Annotated in this window: 17 protein-coding genes; 12 read left to right on the top strand and 5 right to left on the bottom strand. The window is 70.4% G+C overall.

Annotated features, from left to right (window positions below; genetic code table 11):
• Positions 1 to 245: 245 nt before the first annotated feature.
• Complete coding sequence (locus tag AB3X10_RS15970) at positions 246 to 1,241, bottom strand: LysR substrate-binding domain-containing protein (RefSeq protein WP_369981864.1); 996 nt, start codon at positions 1,239 to 1,241, stop codon at positions 246 to 248.
• A gap of 151 nt (positions 1,242 to 1,392) precedes the next feature.
• Between AB3X10_RS15970 and araD1 the strand changes: the two genes are divergently transcribed.
• The 10 genes from araD1 (at position 1,393) to AB3X10_RS15920 (ending at position 14,131) form a co-directional block, all read left to right on the top strand.
• A complete protein-coding gene (gene araD1 / locus AB3X10_RS15965; RefSeq protein WP_369976255.1) occupies positions 1,393 to 2,400 on the top strand; it encodes an AraD1 family protein in 1,008 nt (335 codons plus the stop codon).
• 17 nt (positions 2,401 to 2,417) lie between these two features.
• On the top strand, positions 2,418 to 3,857 hold the full coding sequence (locus AB3X10_RS15960; protein ID WP_369976253.1) for an aldehyde dehydrogenase family protein: 1,440 nt from the start codon (positions 2,418 to 2,420) through the stop codon (positions 3,855 to 3,857).
• A 97-nt stretch (positions 3,858 to 3,954) separates the two neighbouring features.
• Positions 3,955 to 4,947, top strand: a complete 993-nt coding sequence (locus AB3X10_RS15955) for an ABC transporter substrate-binding protein (RefSeq protein WP_369976251.1) — start codon at positions 3,955 to 3,957, stop codon at positions 4,945 to 4,947.
• 12 nt (positions 4,948 to 4,959) lie between these two features.
• A complete protein-coding gene (locus AB3X10_RS15950) occupies positions 4,960 to 6,474 on the top strand; it encodes a sugar ABC transporter ATP-binding protein (protein WP_369976249.1) in 1,515 nt (504 codons plus the stop codon).
• On the top strand, positions 6,471 to 7,526 hold the full coding sequence (locus AB3X10_RS15945) for an ABC transporter permease (RefSeq protein WP_369976247.1): 1,056 nt from the start codon (positions 6,471 to 6,473) through the stop codon (positions 7,524 to 7,526). The genes AB3X10_RS15950 and AB3X10_RS15945 overlap by 4 nt, the downstream gene beginning before the upstream one ends.
• Positions 7,523 to 8,551 (top strand): galactofuranose ABC transporter, permease protein YjfF, encoded by a 1,029-nt coding sequence (yjfF, locus tag AB3X10_RS15940; RefSeq protein ID WP_369976245.1) that lies wholly within the window; start codon positions 7,523 to 7,525, stop codon positions 8,549 to 8,551. Before AB3X10_RS15945 ends, yjfF begins: the two co-directional genes overlap by 4 nt.
• Positions 8,548 to 10,506 carry a glycoside hydrolase family 127 protein gene (locus tag AB3X10_RS15935; protein WP_369976243.1) on the top strand — a complete coding sequence of 653 codons (1,959 nt, stop codon included), beginning with the start codon at positions 8,548 to 8,550 and terminating at the stop codon, positions 10,504 to 10,506. The genes yjfF and AB3X10_RS15935 overlap by 4 nt, the downstream gene beginning before the upstream one ends.
• A complete protein-coding gene (locus AB3X10_RS15930; protein ID WP_369976240.1) occupies positions 10,482 to 12,473 on the top strand; it encodes a glycoside hydrolase family 97 protein in 1,992 nt (663 codons plus the stop codon). Before AB3X10_RS15935 ends, AB3X10_RS15930 begins: the two co-directional genes overlap by 25 nt.
• A 220-nt stretch (positions 12,474 to 12,693) precedes the next feature.
• Positions 12,694 to 13,314, top strand: coding sequence for a glutathione S-transferase family protein (locus AB3X10_RS15925; protein WP_369976238.1), 621 nt, complete (start codon positions 12,694 to 12,696; stop codon positions 13,312 to 13,314).
• A 97-nt stretch (positions 13,315 to 13,411) separates the two neighbouring features.
• Entirely contained in the window at positions 13,412 to 14,131 is a 720-nt protein-coding gene (locus AB3X10_RS15920; protein ID WP_369976237.1) for a hypothetical protein, read from the top strand.
• Between the two features lie 105 nt (positions 14,132 to 14,236).
• Here AB3X10_RS15920 and AB3X10_RS15915 read toward each other — a convergent pair whose 3' ends face one another.
• Positions 14,237 to 14,503 (bottom strand): DUF2798 domain-containing protein, encoded by a 267-nt coding sequence (locus AB3X10_RS15915; protein ID WP_369976236.1) that lies wholly within the window; start codon positions 14,501 to 14,503, stop codon positions 14,237 to 14,239.
• Between the two features lie 143 nt (positions 14,504 to 14,646).
• On the opposite strand from AB3X10_RS15915, the gene AB3X10_RS15910 reads away from it, so the two are divergent.
• Positions 14,647 to 15,579: a LysR family transcriptional regulator gene (locus AB3X10_RS15910; protein WP_369976234.1), complete on the top strand. Its 933-nt coding sequence runs from the start codon at positions 14,647 to 14,649 to the stop codon at positions 15,577 to 15,579.
• A gap of 21 nt (positions 15,580 to 15,600) precedes the next feature.
• On the opposite strand, the gene AB3X10_RS15905 is transcribed toward AB3X10_RS15910, so the two are convergent.
• Positions 15,601 to 16,869: a cation:proton antiporter gene (locus AB3X10_RS15905; RefSeq protein ID WP_369976233.1), complete on the bottom strand. Its 1,269-nt coding sequence runs from the start codon at positions 16,867 to 16,869 to the stop codon at positions 15,601 to 15,603.
• A 197-nt stretch (positions 16,870 to 17,066) separates the two neighbouring features.
• Between AB3X10_RS15905 and AB3X10_RS15900 the strand changes: the two genes are divergently transcribed.
• A complete protein-coding gene (locus tag AB3X10_RS15900) occupies positions 17,067 to 18,230 on the top strand; it encodes a dipeptidase (RefSeq protein WP_369976231.1) in 1,164 nt (387 codons plus the stop codon).
• Between the two features lie 57 nt (positions 18,231 to 18,287).
• Here the strand turns inward: AB3X10_RS15900 and AB3X10_RS15895 are convergent, their stop codons facing one another.
• Positions 18,288 to 19,370 (bottom strand): GlxA family transcriptional regulator, encoded by a 1,083-nt coding sequence (locus AB3X10_RS15895; protein ID WP_369976229.1) that lies wholly within the window; start codon positions 19,368 to 19,370, stop codon positions 18,288 to 18,290.
• A 76-nt stretch (positions 19,371 to 19,446) separates the two neighbouring features.
• The gene (locus AB3X10_RS15890) at positions 19,447 to 20,451 is read right to left on the bottom strand and encodes a DJ-1/PfpI family protein (RefSeq protein WP_369976228.1); all 1,005 of its coding nucleotides are present in this window, start codon (positions 20,449 to 20,451) and stop codon (positions 19,447 to 19,449) included.
• Positions 20,452 to 20,884 lie beyond the last annotated feature (433 nt).

The following is a 20,884-nucleotide window of genomic DNA, read 5'->3' as shown; positions in this document are numbered from 1 at the left end:
CTTGGGCTCCGGCCGATCGCTGAAACGGTCGCGCTTCCAGGCTCCGCTCGTCGCGACTGAAGTCGCTCCCACAAGATGGTCGCGATTGCCTGGCGGGTTGCACGGTGGGAGGGCGTCGGCTCCGATGGTTTGGCGGCGCGCATGGGCCGCGGCTGCGTTCGGTCGCGGCTGAAGCCGCTCCTGCAGGGGGCTTGCGGTTGGGGTTGGTCGGCTGGTGCACTGTAGGAGAGGCTTCAGCCCCGACCTCATCCCTGGGGGGGCGCATCCGCCTGCGCCACGTCGTCCCCGGCCGGCGCGACGTAGCCGTACACCGGGCCGGCCGCGGCCTGCAGCGCCTGCAGCATGATCCGCGCGCCCGGCGACAGCAGCCAGTCGGTGCGGGTGATGATGCCGAAGGCGTCCATCCGGCACGACAGTTCCACCGGCACGATCGCCACGCTGCCGTGGTCGGCGAAATGCCGCGCCACGTCCACCGGCACCACCGCCAGGTAGTCGCCCAGGCGCAGCAGTTGCGGCAGCACCACCAGCGCCGAGGTCTCCAGCACCCGCTTGGGCGGCTCCAGCCCGGCGTTCTGGAACATCAGCTCGAAGCGGTGGCGCAGCACGCTGCCGTCCGGCGGCACGATCCAGCCGGCGTCGGCCAGTTCGCGCAGCGCCGGCTGCGGCATCGCCAGGATCGGGTGACCGGGGCGGGCGATCGCGCACACCTCTTCCTCGGCCAGCGCCTGGTAGTGCAGGTTGCGCTTGTCGTGGCGCGCGAACAGCCGTGCCACCACGATGTCGAGCCTGTTCTGCGCCAGTTGCTCCAGCAGCACGTCGCTGCCGTCCACGCGCAGCGCCACGCGCAACAGCGGATGCTGTTCGGTGACCTGGGCCAGCGCCGCCGGCAGCAGGGTCATCGCCGGCCCGGCGATGGCGCCGACGCTGACGCTGCCGAAATAGCCGGCCTTCAGCGCCTCGATCTCGGCGCCGGCCTCGCCCAGGCTGGACAGGGCGATGCGCGCGTGGCGGATCATCGCCTCGCCGTACCAGGTCGGGCGCATGCCGCGCGGCAGCCGCTCGAACAGCGGCACTTCCAGCATGTCCTCCAGGTCCTTGAGCAGCTTGGACGCGGCCGGCTGCGACATGTTCAAGGTCTCGGCGGCGCGGTGGATGTTGCCTTCCTCCTCGATCGCCAGCAGCAACATCAATTGCCGGGTCTTCAGGCGGGCACGGACGAACCAGGGCGTGGCGGCAGGCATGGCGGCCCAATGCATATGAATGTTCGTATACATTAAGCCAAAAACGATATTTGTTGCATATAGGTCATGCGGCCAGAATAGAACCGCATCCGCGCCACCGGCGGTCCGTGCTGCCGCACCGCGCTTTCGTATTCCGACAGGCGACCGATTCATGCGATTGATCCAACTGCTCGACGATTCCGGCATCCCCAGCGTGGGCGCGGTGGACGTGGCCGGCACCCAGGTGCGCCTGCTGCGCGAGGTCGGCTCGACCTATGCGCTGGCCAATGCCGCGCTGGCCGCCGGCATGGGACTGGACGACTACGCCACGCATCAGCTCGGCGACATCGTGCTCGACTACGCCGAACTGCTGGCGAACCACCGCGTGCTGTCGCCGCTGACCCATCCGGACCCGGCGCATTGCCGCGTCACCGGCACCGGCCTGACCCACCTGGGCAGCGCCGCCACCCGCGACGCGATGCACCAGAACCTGCAGCAGCAGGCCGACCAGGGCACGCTCACCGATTCGATGAAGATCTTCCAGCTCGGCGTGGAAGGCGGCATCCCGCGCGACGGCCAGCCCGGCGCGCAGCCGGAATGGTTCTACAAGGGCGACGGCAGCATCCTGGTCGCGCCGGGCGCGCCGTTGCCGTCGCCGGACTTCGCGCTGGACGGCGGCGAGGAGCCGGAGCTGGTCGGGCTGTACGTGATCGGCGCCGACGGCGTGCCGTACCGGCTCGGCTTCGCGCTCGGCAACGAATTCTCCGACCACGTCACCGAACGCCAGAACTACCTGTACCTGGCCCATTCCAAGCTGCGCGCCTGCGCGGTCGGCCCGGAACTGCGCAGCGGCGCGCTGCCGCGCGACCTGCGCGGCAGCAGCCGCATCCGCCGCGGCGATGCGGTGATCTGGGAAAAGCCCTTCGTCACCGGCGAGGCCAACATGTGCCACTCGCTGGCCAACCTCGAATACCACCACTTCAAGTACGCGGCGCATCGCGTGCCCGGCGACGTGCACCTGCACTTCTTCGGCACCGCCACGCTGAGCTTCGCCGACGGCGTGCAGGCCGAACCGGGCGACCGCTTCGAGATCGAGCTGCCGGAGCTGGGCGCGGCCCTGGTCAATCCGCTGCAGCGGGTCGCGGCCGGGTTCGAGCTGGGCGGCGTGCGCGCGCTGTAACCGAACAGGAGAACCGCATGAGCCAGCGTTTCCAGAGCTATATCGACGGCCAGTGGGTGGCCGGCAGCGACATCGCGGCGGACGAGAATCCGTCCGACCTGTCCGCGCCGGTCGGCGAGGTCGGCAGCGTCGACGCCGACGCGGTACGCAGCGCGATCGCCGCGGCCAACGCGGCGCAGGCCAAGTGGGCGGCGAGCACGCCGCAGCAGCGCGCCGACGCGCTGGACTTCGTCGGCAGCGAGATCCTGGCGCGCAAGCAGGAACTTGGCACGCTGCTGGCCTCCGAGGAAGGCAAGACCCTGCCGGAGAGCATCGGCGAGGCCGCCCGCGCCGGGCAGATCTTCAAGTTCTTCGCCGGCGAGGCGCTGCGCATTCCCGGCGAGAAACTCGCCTCCACCCGCCCCGGCGTGGACGTGGAGATCACCCGCGAGCCGGTCGGCACGGTCGGCATCATCGCGCCGTGGAATTTCCCGCTGGCGATCCCGGCGTGGAAGATCGCCCCGGCGCTGGCCTACGGCAACACCGTGGTGTTCAAGCCGGCCGAGATCGTGCCCGGCTGCGCCTGGGCGCTGGCCGAGATCCTCAGCCGCGCCGGCCTGCCCGGCGGCGCGTTCAACCTGGTGATCGGCAGCGGCCGCACCGTCGGCCAGGCGCTGGTCGAGGACCGCGGCATCGATGCGCTGAGCTTCACCGGCTCGGTGCCGACCGGCAACCACCTGCTCAAGCAGGCGGCCGCGCGCGGGCTGAAGATCCAGCTGGAAATGGGCGGCAAGAATCCGCTGGTGGTGCTGGCCGATGCGGACCTGGACCTGGCGGTGGAGATCGCGGTCAACGGCGCCTACTTCTCCACCGGCCAGCGCTGCACCGCATCGAGCAGGCTGATCGTGGAGCGCGCGGTGTACGACGAGTTCGTCGCGCGGGTGAGCAAGCGCCTGGCCACGCTGAAGATCGGCCACGCGCTGAGCCCCGGCATCGACATCGGCCCGGTCGCCAGCGCCAGCCAGTTCGCGCAGGACCGCGACTACGTGCGCATCGCCCAGGAAGAGGGCGCCGAACTGGTGTACGGCGGCGAGGCGCTGGAGTGCGAGCACCAGGGCCACTACATGCGCCCGGCGCTGATCGCCGCGCAGCCGCAGCACCGCATCGCGCGCGAGGAAGTGTTCGGCCCGGTCGCGGCGGTGATGCCGGCCGACGACTACGAGCACGCGCTGGCGCTGGCCAACGATACCGAGTTCGGCCTGTGCGCCGGCATCGCCACGCGCTCGCTGCAGCACGCCACGCATTTCAAGCGGCACGCGCAGGCAGGCATGGTGATGGTCAACCTGCCCACCGCCGGGGTCGATCCGCACGTGCCGTTCGGCGGGCGCAAGGCCTCCAGCTACGGCCCGCGCGAGCAGGGCCGCTATGCGGTGGAGTTCTATACGACGGTCAAGACGGCCTATACATTCGCGGGATGAACTGATCGATCCACTCGCGCGCCTGCCTGGGAGGGTGGGCGGCCGCCGCGGCCCGAACGCCGCGCGACCGCCAGCGTGCAACGAACGAGGAGGGGTTATGCGGAAGTCAGGAGTGCGTGCGGCGGTGCTGGGGATGGCGGTGCTGCTGGGCGCGGCGTTGAGCGCGTGTTCCGGCGGCGGCAAGGACGCGGCCGGCAAACACGGCCAGGTCACGGTCGGCTTCAGCCAGGTCGGCGCCGAGAGCGAATGGCGCACCGCCAACACCGCCTCGGTGAAGCAGGCGATCGAACAGGCCGGCATGAAGCTGAAGTTCTCCGATGCACAGCAGAAGCAGGAGAACCAGATCAAGGCGCTGCGTTCGTTCATCGCCCAGCGCGTGGACGTGATCGCGTTCTCGCCGGTGGTCGAATCCGGCTGGGAGACCGTGCTGCGCGAGGCCAAGACCGCGAACATCCCGGTGGTGCTGACCGACCGCGCGGTCAAGGTGTCCGACGACAGCCTGTACGTCACCCTGATCGGCTCGGACTTCGTCGAGGAAGGGCGCAAGGCCGGGCGCTGGCTGCTCGAACAGTCGCCGCTGAAGGACGGCGACAAGCCGGTGCGCATCGTCGAACTGCAGGGCACGGTGGGCTCGGCGCCGGCGATCGACCGCATGAAGGGCTTCAAGGAGATCATCGCGGCCAACCCGCGCTTCCAGGTGGTGCGCTCGCAGAGCGGCGACTTCACCCGCGCCAAGGGCAAGGAAGTGATGGAGGCGTTCCTGAAGTCGGAAGGGCGCAACATCGACGTGCTGTACGCGCACAACGACGACATGGCGATCGGCGCGATCCAGGCGATCGAGGAAGCCGGGCTGACGCCGGGCAAGGACATCCTGGTCATCTCCATCGACGGAGTGAAGGGCGCGTTCGAGGCGATGCAGGCCGGCAAGCTCAACGTCACCGTGGAATGCAACCCGCTGCTCGGCCCGCAACTGGTGCAGGCGATCCGCGACGTCAAGGCCGGCAAGGCGCTGCCCAAGCGCATCGTGGTCGAGGAATCGGTCTATACCCAGGAGCAGGCCGCCGCCGAGCTGCCCAAGCGCAAGTACTGACGGGGCGCGGCGATGAACCCGGTCGTGCTGCACGCGCAGGGACTGAGCAAGGCCTACGCCGGCGTCGCCGCGCTGGAGGACGTGGCGCTGTGCCTGCGCCGTGGCGAGATCCACGCGCTGATGGGCCAGAACGGCGCCGGCAAGTCGACCCTGATCAAGTTGCTGACCGGGGTGGTCGCGGCCGATGCCGGGCGCATGGCGCTGGGCGGCGACGCGATTGCGCCGGGCTCGCCGCTGCAGGCGCAGCAGCTGGGCATCAGCACCGTGTACCAGGAAGTGAACCTGTGCCCGAACCTGTCGGTGGCCGAGAACATCTTCGCCGGCCGCTATCCGCTCAAGGGCTGGCCGCGGCGCATCGACTGGCGCCGGGTCGAGCGCGAGGCGCGCGACTGCCTGCAGCACCTGGGCGTGGCCATCGACGTGCGCCGCGCGCTGTCCAGCTATCCGGTGGCGGTGCAGCAGATGGTGGCGATCGCGCGCGCGCTGAGCGTGTCGGCGCGGGTGCTGATCCTCGACGAACCCACCTCCAGCCTGGACGAAGGCGAGGTCGCAGAGCTGTTCCGGGTCATGCGCGGCCTGCGCGAGCAGGGCATGGCGATCCTGTTCGTGACCCATTTCCTCGACCAGGTGTACGCGGTGTCCGACCGCATCAGCGTGCTGCGCAACGGCCGCCTGGTCGGCGAATACCTGGCCGCGGACCTGCCGGCGCCGCGGCTGATCGCGGCGATGGTCGGGCGCGAACTCGACGTGGCCGCGGCCGCCGCCGCGGCGGAGGACGCAGCGCCGCCCGAAGACGCGCCGGTACTGCTGCAGGCGCAGGGCCTGGGCCGGCGCGGCCAGCTGCATCCGCTCGACCTGCAGCTGCGCCGTGGCCAGGTGCTGGGCCTGGCCGGCCTGCTCGGCGCCGGCCGCACCGAGCTGGCACGGCTGCTGTTCGGCCTGGACCGCGCCGACTGCGGCCGCCTCTCCATCGACGGCCATGCGGTGACGCTGCGCGGCCCGCCCGACGCGATCCGCCACGGCCTGGCGCTGTGCCCGGAAGAGCGCAAGACCGACGGCATCGTCGCCGAGCTGTCGGTGCGCGAGAACATCGTGCTGGCGCTGCAGGCGCGCATGGGCCTGCGCCGGTTCCTGCCGCTGGCCGAACAGGTGCGCATCGCGCAGGGCTACGTGGACGCGCTGGGCATCAAGACCGCCAGCGTGGAGACGCCGGTGGGCCTGCTGTCCGGCGGCAACCAGCAGAAAGTGGTGCTGGCGCGCTGGCTGGCGACGCGGCCGCGGCTGCTGATCCTCGACGAACCCACCCGCGGCATCGACATCGCCGCCAAGCAGGACATCATGACCCGGATCCTGGCGCTGGCCCGCGAGGGCATGGCGGTACTGTTCATTTCCGCCGAAGTCGCCGAGATCGAGCGCATCGCCGACCGCATCGCGGTGCTGCGCGAGCGGCGCCTGGTCGGCGAACTGCCGGGCGGCTGCGGCGAGCGCGCGGTGTTCGAGCTGATCGCCGGGAGCGCGGCGGCATGAGCGCGGCGGCCACGCCGTCGCCGAACGCGCCGCGGCTGCCGGCGCGCCTCCTCGCCCACCCGTTGTTCTGGCCGCTGGCGACGCTGGCGCTGCTGCTGCTCGGCAACGGCCTGTGGAATCCCGGCTTCCTGGCGCTGCAATGGCGCGACGGGCATCTGTACGGCAACCTGGTGGACATCGGCAACCGCGCCGCGCCGCTGGCGCTGGTGGCGCTGGGCATGACCCTGGTGATCGCGGTGCGCGGCCTGGACATCTCGGTCGGCGCGGTGGTGGCGATCGCCGCCACGGTGGCGGCGTGGATGATCGGCGGCGGCGAGCACAGCCGCTTCCCGCTGTGGGCGGTGATCGCCGCGCCGCTGCTGGTCGCCGCCGCGTGCGGACTGTGGAACGGCCTGCTGGTGGTCAAGGTCGGCATGCAGCCGATCATCGCCACGCTGATCCTGATGGTGGCCGGGCGCGGCGTGGCCCAGCTGATCGGTGACGGCCAGATCCTGACCATCTACTACCCGCCGTACTTCTACCTCGGCAACGGCTTCCTGCTCGGCCTGCCGTTCGCGCTGTTCGTGGTCGCGGCGGTGTTCGTGGTGCTGCAACTGCTGCTCGGGCGCACCGCGCTGGGCCTGTTCGTGCGCGCGATCGGGCACAACCCGCGCGCGGCGCGCGTGGCCGGGGTCAAGGCGCGGCTGATCGCGGTGCTGCTGTACGTGTTCTGCGCGTTCAGCGCCGGCCTGGCCGGGCTGCTGATCAGTTCCAACGTCAAGAGCGCCGACGCCAACAACGCCGGCCAGCTGATGGAGCTGGACGCGATCCTGGCGGTCACTCTCGGCGGCACGCTGCTCGACGGCGGCCGCTTCAGCCTGGCCGGCAGCCTGATCGGCGCGCTGATCATCCAGACCCTGACCGCGACGATCTACGCGATCGGCGTGCCGGCGCAGGTCAACATGCTGATCAAGGCGCTGCTGGTGTTCGCGGTGATGCTGCTGCAATCGCCGCAGTTCCGCGCCAGCGTGCGCGGCTGGGTGCGGCGGCCCGAGCCGGGAGCAGGGCGATGAGCGCGGCCGGCGTACCGATCCAGACCGCGCGCGGCCTGCGCCGCGCCGGCACCCTGCTGCATGGCGCGCGGCTGCCGCTGGCGATCACCGTGGCCCTGTTCGCGGCCATGGCCGGCGCCGGCGGTGTGCTCTACGACGGCTTCCTGTCGCCGCAGGTGTTCGCCAATCTGCTGATCGACAACGCCTTCCTGTGCATCGCCGCGGTCGGCATGACGTTCGTGATCCTGAGCGGCGGCATCGACCTGTCGGTGGGCGCGGTGATCGCGTTCACCACGGTGCTGTCGGCGTCGCTGGTGCAACGCCATGGCTGGTCGCCGGCGGCGGCGATCGCGCTGGTGCTGCTGCTCGGTGCGCTGTTCGGCGCGTTCATGGGCATGCTGATCCAGCGCTACCGGCTGCAGCCGTTCGTGGTGACCCTGGCCGGCATGTTCCTGGCGCGCGGCGCCAGCTACCTGATCAGCGTCGATTCGATCCCGATCGACGCGCCGCTGTACGTGGCCATCGCCCAGTTCCGCGTGCCGATCGGCGCCGGCGCCTCGCTGTCGATCGGCGCGCTGATCGCGCTGGCCACGGTGGCGCTGGGCATGTGGCTGGCGCACTGCACGCGTTTCGGCCGCAGCGTGTACGCGCTGGGCGGCAGCGAGGCCTCGGCGCGGCTGATGGGCCTGCCGGTGGCCGCCACCCAGGTCAAGGTCTACGCCTTCAGCGGATTCTGTTCGGCGCTGGCCGGGGTGGTGTGCACGTTCTACATGCTGTCCGGCTACAGCCTGCACGCGCTGGGCCTGGAACTGGATGCGATCGCCGCGGTGGTGATCGGCGGCACCTTGCTGGCCGGCGGCAGCGGCTACGTCATCGGCACGCTGTTCGGGGTGCTGATCCTCGGCGTGATCCAGACCCTGATCGTGTTCGACGGCACGCTCAGTTCGTGGTGGACGCGCATCGTGATCGGCGCGCTGCTGCTGGTGTTCTGCCTGCTGCAGCGGCTATTGACCCGGCGCATGCCGGACTCGGGAGCGGAACCATGACGGAACAGGACGAGCCAGGCCTGGCCTGCACGCGGCGCGATTTCCTGCACTACGGCGGCGCCTCGCTGGCTGCGCTGGGCATGCTGGCGCAGGGCGAGGCGCTGGGTGCGGCGGCGCCGGCGGCGGTGCCGGAACCGGCCAGGCGGCAGCCGGCGCTGCAGTTGCGCGAGCAGCCGTTCGCGCTGGGCCAGGTGCAATTGCTCGACGGTCCGTTCCTGCAGGCGCGCGAGCGCGACCGCCGCTACCTGATGTCGATCCCCAACGATCGCCTGCTGCACAACTTCCGCCTGGCCGCGGGCCTGGACTCGCAGGCCGAGCCGCTGGGCGGCTGGGAATCGCCGCATTGCGAACTGCGCGGGCATTTCGCCGGCGGGCACTATCTTTCCGCCTGCGCATTGCTGTACGCCGCCACCGGCGATGCCGCGTTGAAGGACAAGGCCGACGCGCTGGTCGCCGAACTGGCGCGCTGCCAGCGCGCGGACGGCTACCTGAGCGCGTATCCGTCCTCGTTCTACGACCGGCTCGGCCGCGGCGAGGAGGTGTGGGTGCCGATCTACACCGCGCACAAAATCCTGGCCGGGCACCTGGACATGGCCCGCCATGCCGGCAACGCGCAGGCGCTGCGCAGCGCGCAGCGCTTCGCCGACTGGCTGGGCGCGTGGATGGACGGCTTCGACGATGCGCAATGGCAGCGCATCCTCGGCGTGGAGTTCGGCGGCGTGCACGAGTCGCTGCTCGAGCTGTACCTGCTCACCGGCGATGCCAGGTACCGGCGCTGGGCCGCGCGCTACGCGCAGGCCTCGCTGCTGGAACCGCTGGCGCAGCAGCGCGACGCGCTGGCCGGCCTGCACGCCAATACCCAGATCCCGAAGATCGTCGCCGCCGCGCGCGCCTACGAGATCGACGGCGACCCGCGCCAGCGCGACATCGCCAGCTTCTTCTGGCGCACGGTCAGCGGCCACCACGCCTACTGCACCGGCGGCACCAGCGACTACGAGCTGTTCGGCAAGCCGGACCATTTCGCCGGGCGCCTGAGCGGGCACAGCCACGAGTGCTGCTGCAGCTACAACATGCTCAAGCTGACCCGGCACCTGTACACCTGGCAACCGGACGCGGCGCTGATGGACTACTACGAGCGCGTGCTGTTCAACGCGCGCCTGGGCACCCAGGACGAAGCCGGCATGCTGATGTACTTCGTGCCGATGGATGCCGGCTACTGGAAGCTGTACAGCACGCCGTACGCCTCGTTCTGGTGCTGCACCGGCACCGGCGTGGAGGAGTTCGCCAAGAGCAACGACAGCATCTATTTCCGCGACGATGCCGGCCTCACCGTCAACCTGTTCATCGCCTCGCAGCTGGACTGGGCCGAGCGCGGCATGCGCGTCGTGCAGCGCACCCGCTTCCCACAGCAGGAAGGCACCGCGCTGGAGTTCCAGTGCAGGCGCGCGCAGCGGATGACGCTGCGCCTGCGCATCCCGTACTGGGCCACCCAGGGCGCGCGCCTGCGCATCAACGGCAAGGCGCAGGCGGTGCAGGCGACGCCGGGCAGCTATCTGGCGCTGGAACGCCGCTTCGCCGACGGCGACCGCATCGAACTCGATCTGCCGATGGCGCTGCATGCCGCGCCGCTGCCCGACGAACCCAGCCTGCAGGCGATGATGTACGGCCCGCTGGTGCTGGCCGCGCAACTGGGCAGCGACGGCATCGATCCGGCGCAGCTGCACGTGTCCGACCAGCGGCCGTCGCTGAACCGGATCGTCGGCCGCCAGCTGCCGGCGGTGTATTTCGCGCCGGACCAGCTGTGGGCTCGGCCGCGCGAGGGCCAGGCCCAGGTGTTCGAGGCCGACGGCATCCAAGGCCCGATCACCCTGGTACCGTTCTACCGCATCGCCCACGAGCGCTATGCGGTCTATTGCCGAGCGAGGCCCGTATGGGAAAAGAACCCGCAATTCTGAGCCGCCGGCGCCGCGCGTCGGCCGCGATCGCGGCGGCCTGCGCGCTGCTGCTGTGCGCGCTGCCGGCGCTGGCCGCCGAGCGCATGGTCGGCGAGGTGGCCAGCCCGGATGCGACGCTGCGCGCGCAGCTGAGCCTGGATCCGGCCGGCACCGCGCACTACCGCGTGTTGCGCGACGGGCGCGAGGTGCTGCTGCGCTCGCGGCTGGGCGTGGTGCGCGACGACGCCGATTTCTCCAAGGGCCTGCGCCTGCTCGCGGTGTCGCCGGTCGAGGCGGTGCACGATCGCTACGAACTGCTCACCGGCAAGCGCCGCATCAACGACTACCGCGCCAACCGCCGCGTGTTCTCCTGGCGCGGCGCCAACGGCGAACGCCTGCAGATCGAATTCCAGGTCTCCGACGACGGCGTCGCGTTCCGCTACGACTTCCCGCAGCGCGACGCGAAGATCCGCCAGCTGCGCGAGGACGCCACCACCTTCCGCTTCGCCGCCGCCACGCGCGCCTGGCTGCAGCCGATGTCGCAGGCGCAGACCGGGTTCGCCAGGACCAATCCGTCCTACGAGGAGTACTACCTGCAGGACATCGCGGTGGGCACGCCGTCGCCGCTCGCCGCCGGCTGGGTGTATCCGGCCCTGTTCCGCCACGACGCGGACTGGGTCCTGCTCAGCGAGGGCTCGCTCGGCCGTGGCCACGCCGGCAGCCGCCTGCGCGAGGTCGCCGCCGCGCCCGGCGAATACGCGATCGGCATGCCCGATCCGCGCGAGGTGCTGCCTGGCGGCGCGGCCAATCCGCAATTCGCGCTGCCGTGGCGCTCGCCGTGGCGCATCGTCGCGGTCGGCAGCCTGAAGACCATCGCCGAGTCCACCCTCGGCACCGACCTGGCCGATCCGCCCGCGGCCGCGCCGGTGGCGCCGCCGCAGCCGGGCAAGGCATCGTGGAGCTGGCCGCTGCTCGGCGACGGCGCCACCACCTTCGAGGTGCAGAAGCGCTACATCGACTTCGCCGCGCGCATGGGCTGGCGCTACACCTTGATCGACGCGCTGTGGGACACGCAGATCGGCGAGGACAGGATGCGCGAGCTGATCGACTACGCGCGCGGCAAGCGGGTCGCCATCCTGCTCTGGTACAACTCGGCCGGCAGCTGGAACGATGCGCCGCAGACCCCGCGCGGACGCATGCTGACCCACGCCAGCCGCATCCGCGAATTCGAGCGGCTCAAGGCGATGGGCGTGGCCGGGCTGAAGATCGATTTCTTCGGCGGCGACGGGCAGTCGATGATCGGCTACTACCTGGACATCCTGCAGGACGCCGCGCCGTACGGCCTGCTGCTCAACTTCCATGGCGCCACCTTGCCGCGCGGCTGGCAGCGCACCTGGCCCGACCTGATGACGATGGAGGCGGTGCGCGGCCTGGAATTCGCCACCTTCGAGCAGGCCAACGCCGACCAGGTGCCGGCGCATGCGGCGATGCTGCCGTTCGCGCGCAATGTGTTCGACCCGATGGACTTCACCCCGCTGGCCCTGGTCAAGCTCAACGACAAGGTGCAGCGCCGCACCACGCCGGGCTTCGAGCTGGCCGAGACGGTGCTGTTCGTGTCCGGCATCCAGCATTACGCCGAGACCCCCGAGAACCTGGAGAAGGCCGCGCCGGAGGTGCGCGCGCTGCTGCGCGAGCTGCCTTCGGTATGGGACGACAGCCGCTATGTGGACGGCTATCCCGGGCGCTTCGCGGTGTTCGCGCGGCGCGGCGGTGCGCGCTGGTACGTGGCCGGCATCAACGCCGACGCGCAGCCGCGCACGCTGCGGCTGAACCTGGCGGAGCTGGGCGTGGGCGGACGCGGCGCGCGCCTGATCGTCGATGGCGACGGCCCGCTGGGCCTGGCCAGCCGGCGCATCGCCGTGGGGCCGGCGCAGAGCGTCGAGGTGGCGTTGCCGGCGCGCGGCGGCTTCGTGCTGCAGTTCGACTGAGCCTGCCTGCCGCTGCCGTGCGCAGGGCGCGCACGGCAGCAACAAGGCCTGCCGATGGCGATGGCGATAGCGAGGATCGCCTGGCATTCGCGGCCGCACCGTCGGCCCAGGCCGGCGCGGCGCCGTTGCATCGGCGGCACGGCGGCCGCACCCGCACGCACCGGCGTCGCCGCTGCGGATGCGGCAGCATAGAATTGGCGCTCGCGACAGGAGCGCTGCCATGCTGAAGATCTGGGGCCGACACAATTCGAGCAACGTGCGCAAGGTGCTGTGGTGCGCCGAGGAAATCGGCTTGGCCTACGAATCGATCGAGGCCGGCGGCGCGTTCGGCAGGACCGGCGATCCGCACTACCGGGCGATGAATCCCAACGGCCTGGTGCCGGCGATCGAGGACCACGGCCTGGCGCTGTGGGAATCCAACGCCATCGTGCGCTACCTGGCCGCGCGCTATGCGCCGGGCACGCTGTACCTTGAAGACCCGGCCGCACGCGCGCTCGGCGACAAGTGGATGGACTGGACCACGTCGAGCTTCGCCGGCGCGTTCCGCGATCTGTTCTGGGGCACGCTGCGCACCGCGCCCGAGGCGCGCGACGCGGCCAGGATCGCCGCCGCACTGGCGCGTTCGGGCGAGTTGCTGGGCATCGCCGATGCGGCGCTGGCGCAACAGCCATGGCTGTCGGGCGCGCAGTTCGCGATGGGCGACATCCCGCTGGGCTGCTTCGCCTATGCCTGGTTCGAGATGCCGATCGAACGGCCCGCGCTGCCGCACCTGCAGGACTGGTACCAGCGCCTGCAACAGCGTCCGGCCTACCGCAAGGGCGTGATGACGGCGCTGACCTGAGATGGCATGGTCCCGGGCCAGCGCAGCGGTCGCGGTGGCCATTGCAATGACGCGTTCGTACGCTCGCCATCCGACCTGACGGCAAGGAGCCGCCACCGTGATCGAACCCCCGAAGATCGTCCTGTGCATTCCCGGCCCATGGCCGGATCGCTCGGATCTGCTCGCGCGCATCGTCCGCGACAGCGGCGGTTATCTGTTCGCCGGGCGGGTGCTGCTGCACATGCAGAGCGGCGACGCGTTCGAACTGCAGTACGAGCCGCACGATGCGCGCATGGCCGAGGCCTTCGCCGCGGCCGGGCCGCACTGGCGCGGCTCCGCCGAGATGGCGCGCATCGGCACGCATGCGTCCGTCGTCTACCTGATCGGCGCCGGCGGCTCCCGGGTGCGCGCCGAGGCGATGATGCGCGCGGCCGCGGCGCTGCTGGACGCCGGCGGCCTGGGGGTGAAGGTCGAGAGCAGCGGCGTGGCGCACAGCCCGGCGGCGTGGCGCCAGCTGTGCGCGGACCTGTCCCAGTGCAGCGCGCATCGGGCCTATGTGTTGAACATCACCGGCGAGCAGGTCCATTCCTGCGGCATGCACCATTTCGGCATGAAGGACGCGATCGTCGCGGCGCAGGCGGCGTCCGATCCGGTCGAACTGCTGCACACCTTCACCTGGTACCTGTTCACCGAAGCGCCGGAGATGCGCGAGGGCCACACCTTCTCGGTCGCGGAAGGCGCGCCGCGCTATCGGATCCAGGCCGAAGCCAGCACCCAGTTCCAGCCCGGCGACCTGTTCGCCAATCCCTACGGACTATGGCGGCTGACCCCGCTGTGAGGCCGGCGCCCCCGGTAGGAGCGGCTTCAGCCGCGACAGCACCTCACCGGCCAGCCGCATCGCCCTCACCCCACGCCGACCGCAACGACGGCACCCGAAAACCGCTCAACGCGGCGCATGCACCGTCGCCGCCACCAGCCGCATCACCAGCGGCCGCACCACCAGGATGCAGCAGAACGCGGTCGGCATCGCCAGCCGGTAGGCGCCGAGCACGCGCTGCGGATAGTCCTCGCCGAGCCCGGCGTTGGCCGCGGTGATCACCAGGCACATCAGCATGGCCATGATCGCGGCCATGTAGAAGGCGAACACGAACGGGGTGGCGCGCACGCCCAGTTTCAGGCGGCGTGGCGCGGCGATATCGAAATCCTGCATGGGCGATGCCTCGGTGGTCGTTGCGGGCCGGACGGCTCGGGAGGCGGCACGTTAGCAAGCCGATCGCAGGGCCAGTAGGCGCGCGCGGCTTGCGACTTTGTAAACTGCAACTTACGAATGCATCGCGTATAGCTGTTTGCGTAGTGAACCTTCTCCAGTCCATCCGAAGCTTCATCCACACCGCCGAGGCCGGCAGCGTCGCCGGCGGCGCGAAGACCTTGGGCGTGAGCGCGGCGGCAGTGAGCCAGAACATCGCGCGGCTGGAAGCGCACCTGGGCGTGCGCCTGCTCAACCGCACCACGCGCAGCCTGGCGTTGACCGAGCGTGGCGCGCTGTACCTGGAGCAGGTGCGGCAGGTGGAACTGGACCTGGAGCGCGCGCGGCAATCGGTCGCGGACCTGCAGGCCGCGCCGGAAGGGCGCCTGCGCGTGGCAAGCACCGCCGCGTTCGGCCGGCACGTGCTGGCGCCGCTGCTGCCGGGGCTGGCGGCGCGGTATCCGCGCCTGTCGATCGAACTGCTGAGCGCCGATCACCGCGTCGATCACGCGCAGGAGGGCGTGGACGTCAGCATCCGCATCGAGCCGCAACTGCACGACGGCCTGGTCGCGCGCTGCATCGCCGCGGTGCCGTTCGTGTTCTGCGCCGCGCCGGAGTACCTGGCGCGGGCCGGCACGCCGACCACGCCGGAGCAATTGAAGGACCACGCCTGCCTGCTGCTGCGCTGGGCGGTGGACGGCCGCTACCTGCGCTGGGGCTTCGTCCGCGACGGACGCCGCTTCGATGCGGAGGTGACGCCGGCGCTGGTCGGCGACGACATCGACGCGCTCGCCGGCATGGCCGCCGCCGGCGGCGGCATCACCCGGCTGGCGGCGTTCGTGGCGCAGCCGTACCTGCAGCGCGGCGCCTTGCGCGCCCTGTTCGAATACGACGCCGCCGGCGCGGTCAACGCCGCACCCGAACCGATGCGGCTGTACCTGTGCGTGGCCGACCGCCGCGATTTCACCCCGAAGGTGCGCGCCTTGCAGGAGCACCTGGTCGCCGGCCTGCCGCCGGCATGGCGCGTGCTCGCGCCGTAGGCGTGCGTTGCGGGCGCCGCGCTACGGCCTGCCGCCGGCCACGGCCGGCGCCGCCTCGCGCGCGGCGGCGCGGCGCATCACCCAGTTGAACAGCGGCGTGGCCATCAGCGTGGACACGATCGCCATCAGCACCAGGATCGAGAACAGGCCCTGCTCGATGACCCCGGCCTGCAGGCCGATGTTGATGATGATCAGCTCCATCAGCCCGCGTGCGTTCATCAGCGCGCCGATCGCCATCGCGTCGCGGTTGTTCTCGCCGCTGACGCGCGCCGCGGCCCAGCAGGCGATGCCCTTGCCCAGGAACGAGGCGAGCAGGATCGCCACCGCGGCGATCAGGATCTGCGGGTCCAGCAGCACGCTGAGCTGGGTCTTGAGCCCGGAGAAGGTGAAGAACATCGGCAGCAGGAACACCACCACGAACGGCTGCAGCTGCTCGCGCAGCTTCTCGGTCAGCGCGCCCTTGGGCAGGCAGGCGCCGAGCAGGAAGCCGCCGAACACCGCATGGATGCCGATCGCGTCCATCGCCCAGGCGCTGAGGCAGAACAGCATCAGCACCACCGCCAGCACGCTGGCGCTGAGCGGCTGGTCGGGGCGCACGTGGTCGGCCAGGCGGCGCAACCAATGGCGGCCGACCAGCATCATGAACAGCGCGTAGCCCACGCCGCCGCCGATCGCCAGGTAGGCGCTGTTCCAACTGCCGCCGAAGCTGGCCAGCACGATGGCCAGGATGCACCAGGCCGCGGCGTCGTCCACCGCGCCGGCGGTGAGCGCCAGGGTGCCGAGCGAACTGCCGGTGAGGCCGCGCTCGTGGATGATCCGCGCCAGCATCGGGAAGGCGGTGATGGCGATGGCCGCGCCCAGGAACAGCGAGGCTTCCAGGGTCTTGGCCTTGGCCGAGAACAGGCCCGGGGTGTGCAGCAGCCACGGCACCAGCGCGAACGCGAGCACGAACGGCACCGCGATGCCGGCCAGCGACACGCTCATCGCGCTGCGGTAGCGCGCGCGGAAATGGTCGCCGCGGAAGTCGGTGCCGACCAGGAACATGTACAGGCCCACGCCGAATTGCGCGACCACGTACAGCATGTCCAGGGTCTGCTTGGGAAACAGCGCCTGCTGCACGTCCGGCAGCAGCCAGCCGAACAGCGACGGCCCCAGCGCGACGCCGGCGATCATCTCGCCCACCACCTGCGGCTGGCCCACGCGCTTGGCGAGCAGGCCGACCAGCCGGCATATCAGCAGGATCGCCGCCGCCTGCAGAAAGAAATACACCGACATCTGCGGGGTGGTCATGAGTGCGCATCCTTGATATGTCGGCGGATGATAGGAGCGTGGCGCGGAGAAATCCACGCAGGCCGGCGCCCGGCGCGCGCGGCGGCAGTACTTTCGGCACTGACCGCCGCGCGCCGGATGCAGTGCTATGCGTGCCGGCGCGCCCGGCCATGCCGGCCAGGCAGCGCGCCACCACTTGGTTGCGGCAGGAGAAAGCGATGAGCGAAGCATGGACCCGGCGGCAATGGCTGGGCCTGTCCGGCAGTGCGCTGCTGGCGGGGCTGCTGCCCGGCACGGCCACGGCGCGCGGCGCCACGGTACCCGCCGCGAAGGACGTGGCCAAAAATGCTGCGGGCGCAGCCGATGCCGAGGCGCTGTACCGGCACGCCCTGGTGCTCGACGCCAACACCCTGGCCTCGATCGGCCAATTGGCCGCCGACGGCGACAGCGATGCGCAGCTGCGCCAGTTGCGCGATTCCGGCGTGACCGCGCTGAAGACCACGCTGGGCGGCGCCGATGGCGACTTCGAGGCGGCGGTGAAGGACATCGCCGCCGCGCAGGCGCTGGTCGAGAACTATCCGCAGCACTTCCTGAAAGTGCTGCAGCACGACGACCTGCAGCGGGCCAGGCGCGAAGGCCGGATCGCGCTGATCTTCTCCTTCGAAGCGGCCGCGATGCTGGAGGACAAGCCCGAACGCATCGACCTGTTCCGCCAGCTCGGCGTGCGCGTGATGCAGCTGTCCTACAACCATGCCTCGCCGTTCGGCACCGGTTGCCTGGACGGCGACGCCGGCGGCGTGACCGCGCTCGGGCGCGAGGCGATCGCGCGGATGAACCGGCTCGGCGTGGCGCTGGACCTGAGCCATGCCAATGCGCAGACCACGCGCGAGGGCATTGCGCTGTCGCAGCGGCCGGCGGTCTTCACCCATGCCGGCTGCAGCGCGGTGTTCGCGCATCCGCGCAACAAGCAGGATCGCGACATGCGCGCGCTGGCCGACAAGGGCGGGGTGATGGGCATCTACATGCTGCCGTTCCTGACCGAGGACAGCCGCCAGCCGCAACTGGCCGATTATCTGCGGCACATGCTGCATGCGCTGGACGTGTGCGGCGAGGACCACGTCGGCATCGGCACCGATTCGATGTTCTTCCCGGTCACCGAGCAGGACATCCGCGAGATGGACGAGGAGATGCAGCAGCGCCGTCGCGATGGCGTCGGCGCGCCCGGCGAGAACCGCCCGCCGTACCTGCCCGACGTCAACAGCGTGCGCAAGCTCGAACGCGTGGCCGACGGCCTGCTGCGCCACGGCTACAGCGCGCGGGTGACCGAGAAGGTGCTGGGGCTGAACTTCGACCGGGTGTTCGGCGAGATCTGGGCCGCCTGACGCGCGCCGGCAGGCGTCTGCCGTCTTTCAGACGTTCGTGCTTGCTCTCATCGTTCCTCAAGGCTGCCGCGTTCCCTCCGCGTCGGTCCCTGCGAGGTGCGTTGAGAAGCGCGAGCGATGCGTGCCTGGATTGGTGCCGAACTGGCGTCGAAACGCGCGTCGCAGCTTCTGTTCGTCGCCATAGCCCACTTGCAAGGCGATGCTCTTCAAGGGCAGCCCGGTTTCCTCCAGCGCACGGCACGCCGCCTCGAGCCGCATCAACTCGACCGTCTTGGCAGGCGTGCGTCCCACCTTCGCAGCATAAATGCGCGCGAAGGTTCGCGGCGCCATGTGCGCGCGCTCGGCGAGCTGCGGGACCGACAGGTCCGCGCCCAGATTCGCCGCCATCCACGCGTGCAGCTCGACGAAGGCATGATCCCGCGTCTGCGCCGCCAACGGCACGCTGAACTGCGATTGCCCGCCTGCGCGCTTCATGAAGACCACCAGGTGTCTGGCAGCGTCGATCGCGACGCGCGGGCCATGATCCTGCTCTATCAGCGCCAATGCGAGATCGATTCCCGAACTCACCCCGGCCGAGGTCCACAGATTGCCGTCCCGGATGAAGATGCTGTCCGGATCGACCTCCAGTTCCGGATGCCTGCGCTTCAATTTGTCGAGCCAGGCCCAGTGCGTTGCCACGCGCCGGCCATCGAGCTGGCCGGCGGCTGCCAGAAGGAATGCGCCCGTACAGACGGAACAGAGCCTGCGCACCGACCCGGCGCGCGCGGCAATGAAATCGCGCAAGGCGGGCGTGACCTCGAACTCCTCGCCCGGACAGCCGCCCGGGGCGATCAGCGTGTCGATCGCGACGTTCGCCAGCGCGGAGACCGGGACGGTGACCACGGGCAAGCCCGACCCGGTGACAATCGGGCCGCCGTTTTCCGATGCCACGATCGTGTCATATCGTGCCGGCGCCCCCGATTCTGCGCTCCGGTTGGCCGTGGCCAGCGCCTGCAACGGACCAGCGAGGTCAAGCAGGTTCATCCCGTCGTAGGCGAGAAGCACCACCCGCAGCGGTCCTTGCGGCTGCCCCACGTGCTCGATGCCGATCGGCTTTCCGTTTAGGGAAGCTGGAACACGCTGCGCTGGCAAAGACGTCATGGGCTATTGTCCGATCGCGGCAGGTGACCACCATGTGCCCCGGACTGGATAACGCCGAGAGAGGGAAGCGCGCATGTCACCGTGCCGCCTTCAGGTCGCCCCACGGGTATTCCATGGCAAGCGCGGACAGGCGTGCGGTGCCGCTGCCGTAACGCTGGGCGATCATATCGAAAGCGGCAGGGAGCGCCGTGCCGGCAGGGGCGGCCGCGGCCAATGCGATGCGCACGTCCGCAGTCGGGGACGCAGCCGCCTGGGTCAGCACGCGCAGGCCGCCGCGCAGCCGTACCGGACCGGCCGTGTCGGAGACAATGCGGACTTCGTTGCGCATCGTGCGCGACCATGCTTCGGCGTGCAGCGACAACGCCACCTCGTCGTCGCCGTCCCGCACCTCCAGCGCCACCACGTCTTCGCGCTCGACGCGCATGTTGGCGCGGTGCGTGGCCTGGTCCGTCGGGAGAACCTTGAACATGTCGCTGTCGTGCGCGGCTTCCCATGACGCAACGCCCAGGCGCTCGGCGGTCGCGCGCGCCGCTTGCGTCCCGGCGATCGTCTCGACCAGTGCGAGGCTGATCGGCAGCGCGGCAGAGACCCCGGCGCTCGAGGCGACATCGCCGTCGGCCACATAGCGCAGGTTCGTCAGCCAGGCGACCTGCGGATAATGCTTGCGACGATCGCGCAGCGAGGCCCAGTGGCCCGTGGCGCGGCGACCGTCGAGCGCGCCGATCTCCGCCAGCAGCTCGACCCCGTCGCAAATCGACACCAGCGCTGCGCCGTGCGCGCGTTGCGCCCGCAACCAGGTCGTTTCCTCGGCATGCTTGTCCGCCGTCGCCGGGACGATCACATAGTCGGCACCATCGGGGTAGGCCTTGTCGAACGCGGCGACGGTCATGTCGGGTAACAGCGTGAGCGGGCCAGCCTTCAACGGGCGGTCCGTCATGTTCAGGGCGATCACGTTTGCCGCGCCGGATTGCGCCAGGACGCCGTATGGCACGACGAAATCCGACAGCACGGCCTTGTCCTGGGCGACCACCACCACCACGGGGAGCACGTCCGGATGCTTGCGGACGTGGATGATCGGCAAGCCCGTAACCTGAGTATTCCGTGGCTGCGGTGCCGCCGCAGAGCCGGCGGCGGCGATCGACCCACAGACAGCGAAGAGGCCGGCGACGGTGAGAACGGCGATGCGGGAGCGGAGACGGGGACTTTGCGACATGGTGAAATCCGATGTGGTTGGGATCCCACTCTCTCGGGATTCACGCTTGGCTTAAAGGTCGATCTTCCTTCATTTTCTGCCAAGACGGGAAGCAAGGGTCCGAAAACTCTTCCGGTCCGCGTCGGTCGCCGCCCTCGCCGGGTGCAGCGCGGTGCGGGCAAAGGCGGGCGACGGGCATCCACATGCTGTCGTTCCCGACCGACGCCGGCTACCAGCCGCAGCTGGCCGACCATGGGCCGCCCGACGCGCACGGCGACAACACCGGCGCGCAGACCTGTCGCGTCGTTGCACGCGCCGCGCC

It is taken from the genome of Xanthomonas sp. DAR 80977 (assembly GCF_041240605.1).
Taxonomy (GTDB): Bacteria; Pseudomonadota; Gammaproteobacteria; order Xanthomonadales; family Xanthomonadaceae; genus Xanthomonas_A; species Xanthomonas_A bundabergensis.
The sequence above is the reverse complement of the archived record's forward strand: the minus strand, read 5'-3'. Positions and strand labels throughout refer to the sequence as shown.

Bases quoted from the DNA above. Each gene is read 5' to 3' on its own strand.
- AB3X10_RS15970 (WP_369981864.1), bottom strand. From the start codon at position 1,241: ATGCCTGCCGCCACGCCCTGGTTCGTCCGTGCCCGCCTGAAGACCCGG.
- araD1 (WP_369976255.1), top strand. From the start codon at position 1,393: ATGCGATTGATCCAACTGCTCGACGATTCCGGCATCCCCAGCGTGGGC.
- AB3X10_RS15960 (WP_369976253.1), top strand. From the start codon at position 2,418: ATGAGCCAGCGTTTCCAGAGCTATATCGACGGCCAGTGGGTGGCCGGC.
- AB3X10_RS15955 (WP_369976251.1), top strand. From the start codon at position 3,955: ATGCGGAAGTCAGGAGTGCGTGCGGCGGTGCTGGGGATGGCGGTGCTG.
- AB3X10_RS15950 (WP_369976249.1), top strand. From the start codon at position 4,960: ATGAACCCGGTCGTGCTGCACGCGCAGGGACTGAGCAAGGCCTACGCC.
- AB3X10_RS15945 (WP_369976247.1), top strand. From the start codon at position 6,471: ATGAGCGCGGCGGCCACGCCGTCGCCGAACGCGCCGCGGCTGCCGGCG.
- yjfF (WP_369976245.1), top strand. From the start codon at position 7,523: ATGAGCGCGGCCGGCGTACCGATCCAGACCGCGCGCGGCCTGCGCCGC.
- AB3X10_RS15935 (WP_369976243.1), top strand. From the start codon at position 8,548: ATGACGGAACAGGACGAGCCAGGCCTGGCCTGCACGCGGCGCGATTTC.
- AB3X10_RS15930 (WP_369976240.1), top strand. From the start codon at position 10,482: ATGGGAAAAGAACCCGCAATTCTGAGCCGCCGGCGCCGCGCGTCGGCC.
- AB3X10_RS15925 (WP_369976238.1), top strand. From the start codon at position 12,694: ATGCTGAAGATCTGGGGCCGACACAATTCGAGCAACGTGCGCAAGGTG.
- AB3X10_RS15915 (WP_369976236.1), bottom strand. From the start codon at position 14,503: ATGCAGGATTTCGATATCGCCGCGCCACGCCGCCTGAAACTGGGCGTG.
- AB3X10_RS15905 (WP_369976233.1), bottom strand. From the start codon at position 16,869: ATGACCACCCCGCAGATGTCGGTGTATTTCTTTCTGCAGGCGGCGGCG.
- AB3X10_RS15900 (WP_369976231.1), top strand. From the start codon at position 17,067: ATGAGCGAAGCATGGACCCGGCGGCAATGGCTGGGCCTGTCCGGCAGT.
- AB3X10_RS15895 (WP_369976229.1), bottom strand. From the start codon at position 19,370: ATGACGTCTTTGCCAGCGCAGCGTGTTCCAGCTTCCCTAAACGGAAAG.